At 69.4% G+C, this 17,428-nt stretch carries 4 protein-coding genes; all 4 read left to right on the top strand.

All coding sequences use genetic code 11. The features are described 5' to 3' along the window. Positions 1-75 precede the first annotated feature (75 nt). Genes AB0469_RS00805 through AB0469_RS00820 form a run of 4 tightly spaced genes read left to right on the top strand, consistent with a single transcriptional unit; the run spans position 76 to position 17,397 of the window. Entirely contained in the window at positions 76-2,898 is a 2,823-nt protein-coding gene (locus AB0469_RS00805) for an SNF2-related protein (protein ID WP_366449115.1), read from the top strand. After that, positions 2,898-8,345, top strand: coding sequence for a hypothetical protein (locus AB0469_RS00810; protein WP_366449116.1), 5,448 nt, complete (start codon positions 2,898-2,900; stop codon positions 8,343-8,345). The genes AB0469_RS00805 and AB0469_RS00810 overlap by 1 nt, the downstream gene beginning before the upstream one ends. Then, the gene (locus tag AB0469_RS00815; protein ID WP_366449117.1) at positions 8,342-15,073 is read left to right on the top strand and encodes a DEAD/DEAH box helicase; all 6,732 of its coding nucleotides are present in this window, start codon (positions 8,342-8,344) and stop codon (positions 15,071-15,073) included. Before AB0469_RS00810 ends, AB0469_RS00815 begins: the two co-directional genes overlap by 4 nt. Beyond that, positions 15,070-17,397, top strand: coding sequence for a UvrD-helicase domain-containing protein (locus tag AB0469_RS00820; protein ID WP_366449118.1), 2,328 nt, complete (start codon positions 15,070-15,072; stop codon positions 17,395-17,397). The genes AB0469_RS00815 and AB0469_RS00820 overlap by 4 nt, the downstream gene beginning before the upstream one ends. Positions 17,398-17,428 lie beyond the last annotated feature (31 nt).

The raw sequence follows: 17,428 nt of genomic DNA on the forward strand, positions 1-17,428 counted from the left end.
CCAGGTTCCCAGGTGCTGGTCCGGGACGAGCTGTGGCTAGTCCGGAACTGCAAGGATGTCGGCAGGGACGGCTGGATGCTGGAGGTCACCGGCGTCTCCTCCTTCGTCCGTGGCACCGACGCCGTCTTCTACAGCCGCCTCGACGCCATCCACGTGCTGGACCCGCGCGAGACCCAGCTGGTCGCGGACGACTCTCCGAACCACCGTCGGGGTCGGCTGTTCCTCGAAGCGGTGATGCGCAAGACGTTCCTGCCGCAGACCGAGCACGGGCTCGCACTGGCCGACGGCTTCCTCATGGACCAGCAGGTGCACCAGCTGCGTCCCGCCGAGCTGGCCCTGTCGATGAAGAATCCGCAGCCGCGCATCCTGATCGCCGATGTGGTGGGTCTGGGCAAGACTTTGGAAATCGGCGTGCTGCTGGCCGAGCTGATCCGGCGCGGGCGGGGTGAGCGGATCCTGGTGGTGACTCCGCAGCACGTGCTGGAGCAGTTCCAGCGGGAGCTGTGGACCCGCTTCGCGATTCCGCTGGTGCGGTTGGACTCCACTGGTATCCAGCGCATCCAGCAGGACATCCCGGCCGGCCGCAACCCGTTCGCGTACTTCAAGCGGGCGATCATCTCCATGGACACGCTCAAGAGCGACGTGTACGCGCATCACCTGGAGCGTACGGACTGGGACGCCGTCGTCATCGACGAGTCCCACAACCTCGTCAACCGGGGCACCAAGAACAACGCGCTGGCCCGGCTGCTGGCCCGGAAGACCGACGCGCTCATCCTGGCGTCGGCGACCCCTCACAACGGTGACGCCGGCTCTTTCGCCGAACTGATCAAGATGCTGGACGAGGCGGCGATCACGGACCCGTCGAAGTACGAGGTGAAGGACCTCGAACACCTCTATATCAGGCGGACCAAGACCTCCACGGAGGTCCGGGACTCCCTCAAGGGCGCCTGGGCGGACCGCGGCCCGTCCCAGCCCCTCCACGTGTCGGCGGGCGAGAAGGAACTCGCGGTCTTCCGCGAGCTGGCCACCCGCTGGATCCCGGCCGACCCGGACCAGCCCTCCGTCAGCCGGCACCAGCTGGTGCCGTACCAGCTGCTGAAGTCCTTCCTGTCCTCGCACCGGGCATTGCTGGAGACCGTCGGGACCCGTCTGAAGACCCTGGACGCACCGCAGACGCGCGCCCGGGAGACCGCACGGCAGGCGGAGCTGGCGGCGCTGCTGGAGCTGCGGGAGCTGGCCGGGCAGATCCAGGACGAGGACTCCGCGAAGCTCTCGGCCTTGGTGGAGGAGCTGCGGAGGATGGGGGTCGGGCCCGGCTCGGACACCCGCGTCGTGGTCTTCTCCGAGCGCATCCCGACCCTGAAGTGGCTCGCCGAGGCCGTCCCGGCCGCCCTGGGCTTCCGCCGCAGCACGACGGGCGACGAGAAGAAGCCGTGGCTCGCCTTCGGCGGCGCGGTGCAGGTCATGCACGGTGAGGCAAGCAGCGACGAGGAACAGCAGGCCATCGTCGAGAAGTTCGGGCTGCGCGACGACCCGGTGCGCATCCTGTTCACCGGTGACGTCGCCTCCGAGGGCGTCAACCTGCACCAGCAGTGCCACCGCCTGATCCACTTCGACCTGCCCTGGTCGCTGATCCGCATCGAGCAGCGCAACGGCCGCATCGACCGCTACGGCCAGGAGCACCAGCCGCAGTTCCGGGCTCTGATCCTCACCAGCGACGTCCCCTGGCGTACGGATCCGCAGACCGGCCAGGCGCGCACCCTGGACGACCGCCTGGTCGGCGAGAAGCTCCTCAGGCGCGAGGAGGAGGCCCACAAGATCGAGGGATCCGCGGAGGCCGTCACCGGGCTGTACCGGGCGAAGGAGGAGGAGAACCGCCTCACCCAGGACCTGATCGCCGGCCGGACCGTCGAGGAGTCCATCAAGCAGTCCCAGCAGGGTGGCGCTGCGTTCCTCGCCGGTCTGCTCGGCCAGGTCGGCGCCGTCCCCGATCACCCCGAGGTCCCCCGCGCGAACGTGCCCCGCCTGTTCTCCTCCACCGCCGACTACTTCGACGAGGCACTGCACCAGATCTGCCGACCCAACCCCGAGGACCAGCTCTCGCTGCGCCGCGACGACGACGGCACCATCGCCTTCGAGCCGCCGCGTGACCTGCTGTACCGGCTGAAGGCCCTCCCGAAGTCCTACCTGGACGAGCAGAAGATCCTCCCCCGGAAAGCCGAGCCGGGCCGCATGCGCATCACCTTCTCCAAGGACCTGGCCGACCGCCGGCTCAAGGCGGCCCGGGAGTCGTCCAAGTCCCAGTGGCCGAACGTCTCCTACGTCAGCGACGTCCACCCCGTCCTCGACTGGCTGACCGACAAGGTGCTCGTGGAGATCGGCCGCCACCAGGCACCCGTACTCGCTGCCGCTGTGGACACCCCGACCTTCCTCGTCCAGGGCATCTGCTCCAACGCGCTCGGCCGGCCCACCTTGGTCGAGTGGATGGCCGTCCACGGCGATCCCTCGAACCTCCAGGTCACGGCCCTGACCCCGCAGGTCCTGGACGGCTACGGAGTCGGCCCCGCCATGCCTGGCCGCGACGTACCCGACAGCCGCCGCGCCGCCCTCGGCTCCCACGTGCCCGCCGCCGTCGACCGGGCCGAGCGGCACCTCACCGAGCTGAGCGCCGTCTACGCCGCGAGGATCGAGGCCACCTTGGCCCCGTACCGCAAGCGCGTCGTGCACTGGCAGCAGGAGGCCCTCTACTCCACCGACGGCACCGGAAAGCAGGGGGTCAACCTCAGCGCGAGCAAGCGCCTGAGGCTGATCAAGTCCCTGCAGACCACCGGCAAGCCGATGCTGCGCCTGCTCGCCGTCCTCGAACCGCTCACCGCCGCTGAAGGGGGCACCCGCTGATGAGCACCGACTTCGACTCCTTCAGTAACCGCGGCGAATACTTCTCCGCGCACTACTTCGCCGAACAGCTCGGCGCCGACCTCAAGAAGGGCGTTTTCGCTACCTGGGCCACGCGGGAAGGCGACGAGCACGATCAGCGCAAGACGCCGCGCGAGCTGATCCGCTCCCTGCGCGGTAGCTACCTCTCCGACGACGTCCGCGCCTACTTCGCCGAGGCCGCCGCGCGTGATGCCGACAGCGACGTACGCCTATATACCGACGGCAACCCCGAGTGGCATAAGCGGCTGACCGAGTGGCACCAGGAGGTTCTGCGCGCCCTCGGCTTCGAGGCAGCGCCGACCGAGATCACGGTCCACCGCGCCGGACGCGACCACACGGTGACCGTCGCCTACCACGGCCACGGCATCGTCGCGCTGGACTGCGGCTGGGCGTCCGACAACGACGCCGCGGTGAACACGGTCGGACCCGGACGTCTGCTCCACCCGCTGCGCGTCAGCGCGAGCGAGACCTACGAGACCGGCACCGCCCTGGCGGCATGGCTGTTCCAGAGCGAGCTTGGCAAGGCCGGCGGCCCCCACCCCCGCTTCGTCCTGCTGCTCTGCGGCGGCGTACTTGTCCTCGCCGACCGGCAGTCCTGGAACGAGGGCCGCTACCTGGCCGTCAACCTCGACGCGGCCCTGGAACGCAACGACCGCGCCCAGCAGGGCGAACTCTCCACCATCGCCGCCCTGTTCAGCCTGGACATGCTCCGCCCCGGCGAGAACGACCAGAGCCGGGGCATCGACGGCCTGCTGAAGTCCTCCAGCACGAACGCCGCTGGCGTCTCCGGAGAGCTCCGGCACGGCCTCCAGCGCTCGGTCGAGATCATCGCCAACGAAGTCCTCGCGCGGATGGCCGAGCCGAACAACGACGTCGCCCCGGAGGACATCGAAAGCCCCAAGATCCCCTTCGCCCGGGAGCTCACCCGAGAGTCTCTGCGCTACCTGTACCGCATCCTGTTCCTCCTCTACGCCGAGGCACGGCCCGAACTCGGCATTCTGCCCTCGGACGACGGCAGCTACGAGGCCGGCTACTCCATGACCCGGCTGCGCGAGCTGGTCGAGCGCGACGAAGAGCTGGTCGAGGAGGAAGCCCGCAACGGCTTCCACCTGTTCGAGTCCCTGTCCGTCCTCTTCAACAAGGTCAACTTCGGCCACCGCCCGTACGGCACCGAGGACACCGACGACCAGCCCGGCGACGACGAGGAGACCCGCAAGGCCAAGGCCGCCCGCCGCAGCGAGGACCGCGGGCTGCGCTTCGAACCCCTGCGCAGCGAGCTCTTCGAGCCGAAGGCGGTCCGCCTCATCGGCCGGAACGTCATCGACCCCCGCAGCGACGAGGACAACGACCCCCGCTGGCTCGACCTGCGCCTGCGCAACGCGGCCCTGCACGAGGTGCTGCGCCTGCTCACCATGAAGAAGGGCAAGCGCGGCGAACGCGGCGGCTTCATCTCCTACCGCAACCTCGGCATCAACCAGCTCGGCGCCGTCTACGAGGGCCTGATGTCGTACACCGGCATCATCGCCGACGAGGAACTGTGCGAGGTCGCCAAGGGCGGAGACCCGGAGAAGGGCTCCTGGCTTATCCCCTCCCACAAGCAGGACCAGTACCCGGACAAGACCCTCGTCCACTACACCGAGGACGACGCCCGCAAGGGCCTGCGCGGGGTCATGAAGTACGAGAAGGGCTCCTTCGTCTACCGCCTCGCCGGCCGCGACCGCGAGACCTCGGCGTCGTACTACACACCGGAGTCCCTGACCCAGGTCACGGTCGAGCTCACGCTCAAGCACCGCCTCGACCAGAAACGCGACGTCGAGGACAAGGTCATCAAGACCCGGGCGTCGGAGCTGCTGAAGTACAAGATCTGCGAGCCTGCCCTCGGCTCCGGCGCCTTCCTCAACGAGGCGATCAACCAGGTCGCCGAGGAGTACCTCCGCCGGAGGCAGGAAGAGCTGGGCGTCACCATCCCGACCGCCGACGCCCTGGCCGAGAAGCAGAAGGTCAAGGCATACATCGCCCTGCACAACGCCTACGGCGTCGACCTCAACGCCACCGGTGTCGAGCTCGCCGAGGTCTCCCTCTGGCTCAATACCATGCACCCCGGCATGCGCGCCCCGTGGTTCGGCCTCCACCTTCGCCGCGGCAACAGCCTCATCGGCGCCCGCCGGGCCGTCCACGCGGCCGACGATGTCACGGGCAAGGAGTGGCTCAAGGCCAAGGGGGCCCTGGCGCCGACCTGGCTCCCCTTCCTTGAGCACGGCGAACCGCAGCCGCTCCCCCAGGACTCGATCCACCAGTTCCTGCTGCCGAACCCCGGGTGGGCGGCGGTCGCCGGCTCGAAGGAAGCCAAGGAGCTGGCCAAGGAGGGCGTGGAGCAGCTCGCCGCCTGGAAGAAGGGCATCCTCCAGCGCCCCAAGCGCGGCAAGGTCAGCCGGGGCAAGGAGCCGATCTCTCAATTCACCAAGCTCAGGGACGCCGCTCAGCGGGTGGAGTTCCTCTGGTCCCTCGTGGTCAAACGCATGGAGCTCTCCGAGCAGGCCATCGCCCGCCGCATCGACGTCTGGGGCGCCGATCCCAGCGAACCCGAGTACGCCTTCCTCGAGCACACGGGCCATGCGGTGACCAAGGAGCAGGTCCTCGAAGACCTCTTCAACGCCGCGGACACCCCGTACTGGCGACTGAAAAAGATCATGGATGCCTGGAGCGCGCTGTGGTTCTGGCCCGTGGACAAGGCCGGGCTCCTCGACGGCACGGCGAGCGAGTACGCAGTGCGCACGTCGGTCACCGAGGCAGACAGCCTCGTGCGGGTCCTCGACGGTGCACCCCTGTCCGAGGAACCGCCGACTCCTGCGACCACGCCAGAGCTGGCCACCACTCCCGAGCCCACGCCTATGCCACGATTCGTCGAGGCGACGGCGCTCTTCGCCCTCGGCCCCGAGCAAACGACCTTCGGGGACCTTGAGCTGTCCGCGGATGACTCGGTCGTGGAGGTGCGGGAACTCGGAACGAAGGCGGGGAAGAAGCCCACCACCCCCAAGCCGAAGACACCGGAGCGCCGGGCCGTCGTTCCTCTCAAGGACCTGGACGACTGGCTGGAGTTCCTCGAAGCGATGGTGGGCACGGCCGACGTCCCCGAGGGCACCCTCATCGACAGCTTCACCAGCCTGGACGACCTCAAGCGCTACGAGGAAACCCTGCCCGGCTTCATGGGCATGGACCTGGGCGATCCGGAGGACCGGTTCCCGTGGCTCCGCGAAGTTCGCGACATTGCCGTGGAACAGGGCTTCCTCCACTGGGAGCTGGAGTTCGCCCTGATCTTCGCGCGGGGCGGGGGGTTTGACCTCCAGGTAGGGAACCCGCCGTGGGTGCGACCTCGTTGGAACGAGTCGGCTGTATTGGCGGAGTACGAGCCTTGGTTTGAGCTGGAAGACAAGGTGTCGGAAAACGCAAAGGACCGTCGGCGACGGAGCGTGCTGGCAGCCGAGGAAGCTAGGCGGTACGTCGTGGGGGAGCTGACGAGCACAACGGCCCAGGTAGCCGTGTTCGCCTCACCGCAGGTGTACCCGCTGCTGACAGGCACCCAGCCGGATCTATACCGCGCATTCATGTGCCAGGTGTGGTCTCACGCCTCGTCCGAGGGGACCGCCGGGATGGTGCATCCGGATACCCACTTCACCGGGGACAAGGAGGGCGCGCTTAGAGAAGCAGCGTACCGACGGCTTCGGATTCATGGTGACTTCGTCAACTCCGGTCAGAGGTTCTTCCCCCGGCCAGTCGGTGATACAGCCCACTTCGGGGTGCACGTCTACGGCCGTCCCTCGGAGATCGGTTTCGACCATCTCTCCTGGCTCGTGTCCACGGAGGCTCTGCGCCATTCGGCCGACCATGACGGATCGGGCGAAGTACCAGGAGTCAGGTATCGCAACGGCGAGTTCGACGAGCGCCCGCATCGGGCCCGCGTGGTCCGGCTGGATGCCAAGCAGCTATCAGTTTGGCAGCGTCTGTTGGACGAATCGGACCAATCTGTGGAGCAGGCTCGCCTGCTCTTCCCCGTCAGCACGGCGGAAGCCTCAGCCATCGAAGCACTTGCTGCATACCCCCTGCGCCTCGGCACCCTCTCGCCGCAGATCTCTGCTGGATATCACGAGAGCGGGTCTAAGGAAGCCAACCTGATCGACTACAACCGGCCCGATTCGGTCACGGGGCACGAGTTTCGGCCTGCACGCTGGCGGCACGTGGTGCTCAAGGGGACCCAGCTCAGCGTCGCTACCCCTGTCTTCAAGCGTCATGACGCCAACAGCAACGATCCCTACGGAGCCGATCTGGTCAGCCTGGCACCGGATTTCGTGCCCGACACTGCCTACGTACGCTCCGAGGAGAGGACGGCTGCCTTCCTCGCAGCACAGGATCGCTGGGTCGACTACCGCGCGCTTGCCCGGCTGCGTGCCGACGACAAGGCCGTCGGCCGTGCTCGCGAACAAGTGGCAACGCGCGAGGGAGTGGCTGAGCATGAAGCCGATCCCGTCCAAGTCGACAGACTGCTCGAAGACCGCGCCCGTCGTCGCTACGCAACATTCGTCCGCCTGGCCTGGCGCCGGCAGGTGGCTCCCAACACCGAGCGGGCGTTGTACGCGGCTCTCGTACCGCCAGGTACTACCCATATCCACGCCATGCACAGTTTGGCGATGCCTGACCCTGGCCTGACAGCATTGGTCAGCGGATTTTGGGCCTCGCTTCCGCTCGACTATTTTCTCCGCGCGACTGGCCGAGGTGACCTCCAAGTGAGGGGTGCGCGGGCTATGCCCGCCCCCAGCCCCGGCCACCCCCTCGCCTCCGCCCTCCTCCTCCGCACCCTCCGCCTCAACTGCCTCACCAACGCCTACGCCGAACTCTGGGCCGAGCTCTACGACCCCACCTGGCCGGCGTACGAGCCATGGGCCTGCGACTGGCCCGGGCTCCAGCCGCTCCACGACGTCACCCCGGACTGGCGTCCCGAGACGCCGCTCCGTACCGAGCGCGCCCGCCGCTCCGCCCTGGTGGAGATCGACGCACTCGTCGCCGTCTGGCTCGGCATGGACGCCGACGCGCTCATTGCCGCGTACCGGGGCCGCTTCCCCGTGCTCCAGAAGTATGAGGCGGTGACCTGGTTCGATGCCGAGGGGTGGAAGATCGCCGGGAACGCCCGCACGATCGGGCAGCGGCAGACCAAGGAGAGCTGGGCGCAGTTCGAGGCGTACCTGGCGGACCGAGAGAACAAGCCCGTCCCCGACGGGTACACCGCTCCCTTCCACAAGGCGAAGCGTGAAGACGAGATGCGGGCGGCGCATGCCGTGTTCAAGAAGCGGCTCGACGAGGCCGTGGCCCGCGGTGAGTGGGATCCGGTGAAGCAGGAGGTGCCGAAGCCGTGAGGCCGACGCTGCAGGCGCGCGGGCTCAAGGAGAGCCTGCTCCAGTACCTGTCCACGACCTACGCGCTCACCGACGAGGGCGCGCGTGAGGCGCTGCACCGATTTTTGGGAGATGAGACATCCGGGATGTTCCGGGGGCCGTACCTGCGGGTGCGAACGCCGTTCACCGTGGCCGACGACAAGCAGTGGCGCCGGCACCTGGAGTGGCAGCCGGAGGGGTTCAGGCCGTACGCACACCAGGCCGTGGCCTTTGCCCGTCTCACCTCTGCGCGCGGGCACACCCCGCAGCCGACGCTGGTCACCACCGGCACCGGGTCCGGCAAGACCGAGTCGTTCCTGTACCCGGTGCTCGATCACTGCCGGCGGGAGCGGGAGGCGGGCCAGCCCGGCGTCAAGGCTGTCTTCCTGTACCCGATGAACGCCCTCGCCACCGATCAGGCGCAGCGCATCAACGAGCTGCTCACCGAGAACGCCGAGCTGGGGAAGCTGTCCGCGGGCCTGTACATCGGTGAGCAGGCGGCGACGCAGTACGAAAAGGTGCGCACGCGGCGGTCGGACATGCAGTTGTCGCCGCCGGACATCCTGATCACCAACTACAAGATGCTCGACCTCCTGCTCCAGCGCGCCGACGACGCCCCGCTGTGGCGGGAGTCGGACATCCGATACGTCGTCGTGGACGAGTTCCACACCTACGACGGAGCCCAGGGCACGGACGTCGGCATGCTGCTGCGCCGCCTCGCGGCGGCCGTCGGGGCTTCCGAGGAAGGGCGTCCGCTCGGGCGGATCTGTCCGGTGGCGACATCGGCGACGCTCGCGTCCGGGACGGACGAGGACGGCGTGGCGCGGCTGCTCGAAGTGGCCACGCACGTCTTCGGGACGGAGTTCACCCCTGACGCGATGGTCGGGGAGAACCGGCAGTCGGTCGAGGAGTTCGTCCCGCGCCGCGATGTGACCATGCAGCCGATGCCGACGCCGGACGAGTTGCTGGCGCTGCCGGATCCGACGACCGGGGACGAGGCGCTGCTCGACCTGATCGAGAAGGTGACGGATGTCCGTGACCTGGATCCGTTCGTGCTCGGTGGGAACCTCAAGCGGCATCTGTTCACGCATGCCGTGATGGAGGCGCTCGGTGGTGAGGTGAAGACCTCCGCCGAGGTGCTGGACGTGATGTGGCGGGTCGGCGCGGCCGGCTGGTCGCAGGCGGTGGCCCGGCAGCCGGAGAAGGCGGCGGAGGCGCTGGCGCGGTTCGTGGCGCTGCTGTCGTACGCCCGCGATCCGGAGTCGACGCCCGCCTCGCCCCGGCCGTTCGTGCACGTCGAGGTACACCAGTGGGCGCGGTCGGTGTCGCGGCTGCTGCGCGGGGTGCTGCCGTGGCCGAAGGCGGAGTTCCGGTGGGATGCCGCCGGCTCGGCCGATGCCGGTGGGGCCGACAACGGGCGGACGGCTCCGGTGACAACGGCGACCTCGGGGCAGAGCGCGAACCTGTTTCTGCCTGCGGTGTACTGCCGTGACTGCGGGCGTTCGGGGTGGGCGGTGTTCTCGCCGGAGAGCGACGACCACGACGTCCTGTTCGACACGTACAAGATCCGCCGGTCCTCGCTGGGCCAGGACAAGGCCCGGGTGCGGAATCTGATCGCGGCCACCGACCAGCAGGCCCGCGAGGGCTCCGGTGCGGCTCCAATGTCGGCCGCCGGCGGCAAGGGCAGCCCGGCCGGATCGCAGGGTGCGGGCGGGACCCTGATGGTGCTGGACGGCACCCGTAAGCGGCTGCGGTTGCCCGACCCGCTGAACGACTACGACCAGGAGACCAAGCAGCCCCGTCTGACGGCGCGTGACTCGGCGTTCGTTCTGGTGAACTTCGGCGAGACGGCCAACACGGCGGCCAAGGAGGACTGGTGCCCGGCCTGCGGTGAGCGCAACGCCATCCGCTACCTCGGTACCGGTGCCGCCGCGATGGCGGCGGCCTCGATCACCCAGCTGTTCACCGGCGGGGAGCTCGACAGGGAGCTCCGCGAGGACAAGACGCTGATGTTCAACGACTCGGTGCAGGATGCCGCGCACCGGGCCGGTTTCGTCGCCAACCGCTCGTACACCTTCTCGCTGCGTGCTCTGCTGGCCGACCACCTGCGGCACGACGAGCCGACGGCGCTGAACGACCTGATCGCGAACGTGGTCGAGGCCACGACCGACAAGGACACCCTCTCCGCGGTGGTCCCGCCGGACCTGCACGGGTTCAAGGGCGTGGACCGGCTGTTGTCCGGGCAGGGCCGCGGCGGGGACCTGAAGACGTGGCGGCTGATCGGGCAGCGGCTGGCGTTCGAGGCGCTGATGGAGTTCGGGTTCCGGTCGCGCAACGGCCGCACCCTGGAGCTGACCCGGACCGCCGCCGCGCAGGTCCGCATCGACGACCCGACGGCCGTCGTGGCACTGGTACGGGAAGCGCACGAGGAGTGCGTGCGGGACGGGCTGCCGCTGGTGCCTCAGGACGACGCCCGCTACCTGGCGTTCGTACGGATCCTCCTGGAGCGGCTGCGCACGCGCGGGGCCGTGGCACACCAGTGGCTGGACAAGTACGTCGACGAAGCCGGCACCAGCCGGTACTACGTGTGGGGGAAGCGGCCCAAGGGGATGCGGGCCTTCCCCAAGGGCATCGCGGCGCCGGTGTTCCTGCTCGGGCAGCCGAAGAACGGCAGCGAGTTCGACTTCGCGTCGGGCCGGCTGTCCTGGTACGAGCGGTGGGCCGGGCGCTGCCTGGAGCTGCCGCGCGAGCTGGCGCCCGAGCTGTGGAGCCGGTTGCTGCCCGAGCTCGCCTCGATGGGGCTGTTGTCGGTGCGTACGCCGAATGACACCTCGGCGCGGGTGTACGGGCTCAAGCCGGGTGCGATCGAGGCGCGGCTGCTGGACGACGAGCAGGTCCGCATCTCGTATGTGCGCTGCCCGGTGTGCTTCTGGGAGCAGACGGTTCACCCGGCCCTGCTGGACCAGTGGCATGGCCAGCCCTGTCCTTCGTACCGGTGCCGAGAGGGTCGGCTGGTGGCCGGCGACCGTCCGGAGGGTCTGGGCATCCACCACCGGGACCGGGACTACACGCACGACTACTACCGGCGGCTCTACCTCGGCGCGGGCACCTATCAGGTGGTGACCGCCGAGCACACGGGGATGCTGACGCGTCCTCAGCGGGAAAAGGTCGAGGAGGCGTTCAAGCGGGGTGGCGGGTTCAAGGACCCCAATGTGCTGTCCTGCACCCCGACGCTGGAGATGGGCATCGACATCGGCGACCTGTCCGCCGTGGTGCTGGCGGCACTCCCCCGGCGGCCCGCCTCGTACGCCCAGCAGGTCGGCCGGGCCGGCCGCCGTACCGGCAATGCCTTCCTGTTGACGATCCCGGACCGGCGCCGCCGTGACCTGTACTTCCTGGAGCGTCCGAAGGACCTGATCGCGGGCACCATCGTGCCGCCCGGCTGCTACCTGTCGGCGGTGGAGATCCTCAAGCGGCAGTACCTGGCGCACCTGCTCGACCTCGCCGCTGCCGGCCGGCTCGTACGGGCGGACAGGATCGTGCTGCGTGCGATGCCGCACAAGGCGCCGCGCCTGTTCGGCCCGTCCGGCTACCTCACCGACCTGGTGGAGCTGGCCCTCGACCAGGGTGAGGAGCTGGTCAAGGGGTTCCTGCGGCTGTTCCCGGCCGGCGTCAGCGAGCAGGCCCAGGACGACCTCAGGAAGTACGCCGCCCACGGTCTGCGGAGCAAGGTGGAGCAGGCCGAGCGTGAGTGGCGGCGTGGTGAGGAGGCCCTGCGGGCCCGGCTGGCGGAGATCAGCGAAGCGCACGACGAGCTGAAGGACTCCGACCCTGACCAGGCCCGCCAGAAGGCGGAGCTGGACGCCGAGCGGCGTGGCGTGGGCAAGCGACTCCTGCACCGGGGCGAGACCACGGCCCAGAGCGCGCTGTGCGACCTGGGCCTGCTCCCGAACTACGCCCTGATCGACTCCACGACCACGCTGTCGGCCACGCTGTACGGAGAGGACGGCGTCGATCCCAGGACCGGCAAGGTCGTCTACACCTCCGACACCCTCGCCTACGAGCGGCCCCGGCGGTACGCGCTCCAAGAGCTGGCTCCGGGCAACACCTTCTACGTCAACGGCTACCGGCACGAGATCACCGGACTGGAGCTGTCCACCGGCGGCCGGCAGGAGTGGCGTACCTGGCGGGTGTGCCCCGGCTGCGGCTATGTCCGCACCGAGAACGCCGCCGATGACCGCTCCCCCTGTCCACGCTGCAAGACCGGGCAGATCGCCGACGACGGCTCCTGCCTCTTCCAGGTGGTGGAGCCCGCCACCGTCACCTCGCGGGACAAGCGGGAGGACGCGCGGATCCGGGACGACAAGGACGACCGCGACCACCGCGCGTACGCCGTCGTCGACGCCGTCGATATCCCGCTCGAGGCGATCGAGCCGGGCTCCTGGCGGCACACCCGCGAGACCTTCGGCGTGGACTACTGCCGCAGTGCGATGATCCGGCGGATCAACGTCGGTCCGGTCCGCTACGACAGCCCGGCCCGGGACGACTTCGCCGGGCAGCAGGTGCGCCTGAACCCTTTCCACGTGTGCACCGCGTGCGGGGCCGCCAGCGCGGACGGCCGTCCCGTCTTCGACCACGACACCGATGCCCTGGAATCGGCCGCGGTCCGCGCCGGACAGCTAAAGCACCACCGTCCGTGGTGTCCGCTGCGCCGCGGCAAGAAGGACGGCATCACCCAGGAACAGGTGCTGCTCGCCCACCAGTTGCAGACCGAGGCGCTGCGGGTGCTGATCCCGGCCGCGACCGCGGACGTGGACGCCAAGGTCCACTCCTTCCGTGCCGCCCTGCGGCTCGGCGTGGACCTGCACTTCGGCGGGGACCCGCAGCACCTCGACACGACGGTGGCGTCCATGCCGGACAACGACAGCGGGGAGCGGCGCTGGTTCCTGGTGCTGTTCGACGCGCTGCCCGGCGGCACCGGCTACCTGGACCGGCTCACCGACCCGGCCGCCTTCCGCGACGTCCTCGCCCGGGCGTACGAGAGCCTCAAGGCCTGCGCGTGTTCCGAGGAGCACCGCCGGGCCTGCCACCGCTGCCTGCACCGCTACACCCCCGAACAGTTCCAGGACGAGGTCTCCCGCCAGGCGGCCCTCAGCATGATCGAGTCGCTGCTGTTCACCCGGGACGGCGAGGACGGCTGGGACACGGCCGAGGTGGAGCACACCGGGCTGGTCGGTCTGGACGCGCAGGTGGAGTCCGACCTGGAGGCGCGCTTCCTGGCCGCGCTGCGGGATTGGGTGAAGACCACCGATGACGCCGCCCTGGACGACGACGGCCACGCCAGCGGACACCTGCGGTTCACGGACGGCTCGGACGTCACGCACTGGCGGCTCACGGCCCAGCGGCAGCTCGAAGGGACCCGCACGGACTTCACGTTCACCCGTGTCGGCGGCCCGCAGCAGAGCGTGCACGTCTACCTGGAGGGCTTTCGCTTCCACGCCAGCCGCGAGCACAACCGCATCGCCGACGACGCGGCCCGGCGCACCCTGCTGCGCGCCGACGGAAAGATCGTCTTCCAAGTCACCTGGGCCGACATCGACCTGTTCGAACAGCGCCCGGTCCGCACCAAGCCGGTCTGGCCGCCCTACCGGGGCACCGCCCAGGAGGGCGCCAGGGCCGCGTACGAACAGTACGGGGGCACACGGGCCCACTTCGGCGAGGCGGTGTTCGCCAACCCGATCGACACCCTGATCGCCTACCTGCGCGACCCGGACGCCGAGCGCTGGGGCCGGCGGGCCCGTGCCCTGGTCACCGGCCTCACGGCGGTGCCCGCGACGACCCCTGTCGTGGCGACCGCCAAGCGCAGCGAACTGATCGCGGCGCTGAGCGGCCAGCTCGCAGGGTTCGGAGGCGGGCCACGGCACGACAAGCCGGTCGCAGCCGACTCCGCCGGCATCGCCGGTCCGGTCCACGTGTTCCGCAGCGAGGACGAGCACGGCCTCCCCCTTGTGTTCGCGGTCGACGCGGCCGACCCGGAGAACCTGCGGTGGACCGCCCTGGCCGTCCTGGACGATAGCGATGCCGTCCTGGACACTGAGGAGCACAAGCTGCGGTGGAGGTCCTGGCTGTACTGGACCAACCTCACCCAGTTCCTGTCCCTGGCCGGTGGCGACGGTGTCCAGCTCGCCGCCAGCCGGGCCGCGGACTTCGCGGTCGAAGTCCTCACCGTCTGCGGCGGGCTCGGGGAACTCGACTCGCTCTCGGACGCGCGTCCCCCGCGGCAACAGCCGGTCGTGCCTCCCGCCGTCCCGGAGGCAGGCGGCGAGACGCCGGTCGAGGCCGCTCTCCGGCACATCATCCGGGACGCGATCTGGGACGAGGACATCCTGGAACTGCTGCGTGAGGAGCCAGGCGAGAACCCCGCGCTCCTCGACCTCGCCGAACGGCTCGCGGACCAGGGCAAGCAGGCGCCCGTGTTCGGATTCGAACTCGGGACCACCAGCCGCTGGCCCGCCGAGTTCGCCTGGCAGACCCCCGACATCAAGATCGCCGTCGTCACCGCCCACCGAGGAGAGGACGACGCCGAGGCCCAGCGGCGCGACGCCGCGTACGCCGAGGCCGGCTGGACGGTCCGTACCGCCGCCGAATGGCTCGACCACCTCGACACCCTGCTCGAACAGCTCCCCGACACGGAAGGCACCACCCGATGACCGCCCGGCTCAGCCTGTACCGCAAGGCCGAACAGGAGCTGTACAAGCTCGACCGCTCGGTCAAGGCCCAGTTCTACGACTTCAGCCACATCTTCCGGAACAACCCCAACCAGCCCGGCCTGAAGCTGAAGAAGCTCAAGGGCGACTCCCGGATCTGGTCCGCCCGGGTCAACGACTCCTACCGGGCACTGCTCACCCCGACCGGCGTCGACCCGGACGGCACCGAGAGCTGGCTGGTCATCGCCGTCCGGCACCGCAGGGACGTCTACGAGGAACTCCAGGTCGCGGTCAACCGCGTCACCGGTGAGATCGAATTCGTCGACCTCGCCGTCGTCGGCGACACCGCCCTGCGCCGCGCCGGCATCACCCTCACCCCCGCCGAGCCCGACGTCGGCGAGACGCCCACGCCGCCGCCCGCGCCGACCGCTACCGAGCCCCCCGCTCCTGCGCCCGCGGTGCCGCCGCTGCTCGCCGCGTACAGCGCCCAGCAACTGCGTGAACTCGGCGTCGCCGACCAGCTGATCGAGCTGGCCCTCGCGGTCACCGACAGCACCGAGCTCGACCAGCTGGTCGAGGGCGCGCCGCTGCTGTCCAAGGACGTGCTGTACGGCCTCGCCGCCGGTATGTCGATCGACGAGGTACGCCAGGAGATCACCCAGCCCGTCGAGCTCGGCCACGAGCCGGACCTGGGCGACTTCGCGGCAGCCCTGTCCCGTACCAAGGTCACCGCCGTGGACGATGCCGTACAGGCCGCCATCGACGAGGGTGACTTCCGGGCCTGGAAGGTGTTCCTCCACCCCACCCAGGAGCGCGTCGTCCGCCGCCATTACAACGGCCCTGCCCGGGTCTCCGGTGGACCGGGCACCGGCAAGACAATCGTCGCCCTGCACCGGGTCAAGCACCTGGCCGAACAGCTCCCGCCCGGCCACGACAAGCCGATACTGCTGACCACGTTCACCAAGAACCTCACCACCGACCTGCGGCTGCGCCTGTCTTCCCTGGTCGAGCCCGAGCTGCTGGCCCGCGTCGAGATCGCCCACATCGACCAGCTGGCCGCGCGGGTCCTCGGCGAGAACACCGCTCCCGGCCGCGGCAAGCAGCGCGTGTACGACAGCGTGGCGCTGGGCGAGATGCGTCAGCTCCTCGCGGAGCTGGACGACCGCCGCTGGGAGCCCGAGTTCCTCCTCGAAGAGTGGGAGCAGGTCATCCTCGGCCAGTCGGTACCGACCAGGTCGGACTACTTCCAGGCCCGGCGGGCCGGCCGCGGCCGTTCCCTGACGCGGCCCGAGCGCAATCACATCTGGAAGCTGATCGAGCAGTTCACCGCCCGTCTCGACAAGCTGGGCGTGGAGACCTGGGGCCAGGCCTCCGAGCGAGCCGCCCGCTACGAGATCGAGCGGGCCGCGAAGATCCGCGCCCGCCGCGAGTACAAGGACGAGGTCGGCGGCAAGGACCTCATCCACCGCGACAACAGCTCCGGCATGCGCTACCTCGGCTACCGATACCGGCACATCGTGGTCGACGAGGCCCAGGACCTCAGCCCCGCCCACTGGAAGATGCTCCGCGCCATGGCCGACCCAGAGCTCCCCAACGACATGTTCATCGCTGGCGACACCCACCAGAGGATCTACGACCACCAGGTCGCGCTCGGTGCCCTCGGCATCAACATCCGCGGCCGCTCCTCGAGGCTGACCCTGAGCTACCGCACCACCAAGGAGATCCTCGCCGAGGCCCTCCGCGTCGTCGAACCCAGGAAGGCCGGCCAGGACGTCGGCTACGACGACCTCGACGACGGCACCGACAACCTCGCCGGCTACCGGTCCGTCCTCCACGGCCCCGCCCCGGCCTTCACCCCGTACACCTCGTGGGAGGAGGAACTGGCCGGCCTCGCCACCACCCTGGCTGCCTGGCGCAAAGAGTTGTCCACCGACGAGCACGGCTCCCCCCGCGACCCCAGCGGCCACATCGCCGTCTGCGTCGCGGACCGCGACATGGTCAGCCAGACGATGTACCACCTGATCACCAAGGCCGGCATCACCTGCGCCGAGCTCACCAAGGACGGTCCGAAGGGCGACGGCGAGGTCCATGTGGGCACCATGCACCGCTTCAAGGGTCTCGAGTACCAGCGCCTGGCGATCGTCGGCGCCAGCGACGGGATCATCCCCCGCACCCACGTCATCGACCGCTACCGCACCGAGGACCCGCCACGCTACGAGCGCGAGCAGCGCAAGGCCCGCTCACTGCTGTTCGTGGCCACCACCCGTGCCCGAGACGCCCTAACCATCAGCTGGCACGGAAAACCGAGCCCCTTCCTGCCAGCCTGAACCGTCAGAGTCGTCTGCCTGCCCACCGTTG

This window comes from Streptomyces sp. NPDC093801, assembly GCF_040701585.1.
Classification (GTDB): Bacteria; Actinomycetota; Actinomycetes; order Streptomycetales; family Streptomycetaceae; genus Streptomyces.

Bases quoted from the DNA above. Each gene is read 5' to 3' on its own strand.
- AB0469_RS00805 (WP_366449115.1), top strand. From the start codon at position 76: ATGCTGGAGGTCACCGGCGTCTCCTCCTTCGTCCGTGGCACCGACGCC.
- AB0469_RS00810 (WP_366449116.1), top strand. From the start codon at position 2,898: ATGAGCACCGACTTCGACTCCTTCAGTAACCGCGGCGAATACTTCTCC.
- AB0469_RS00820 (WP_366449118.1), top strand. From the start codon at position 15,070: ATGACCGCCCGGCTCAGCCTGTACCGCAAGGCCGAACAGGAGCTGTAC.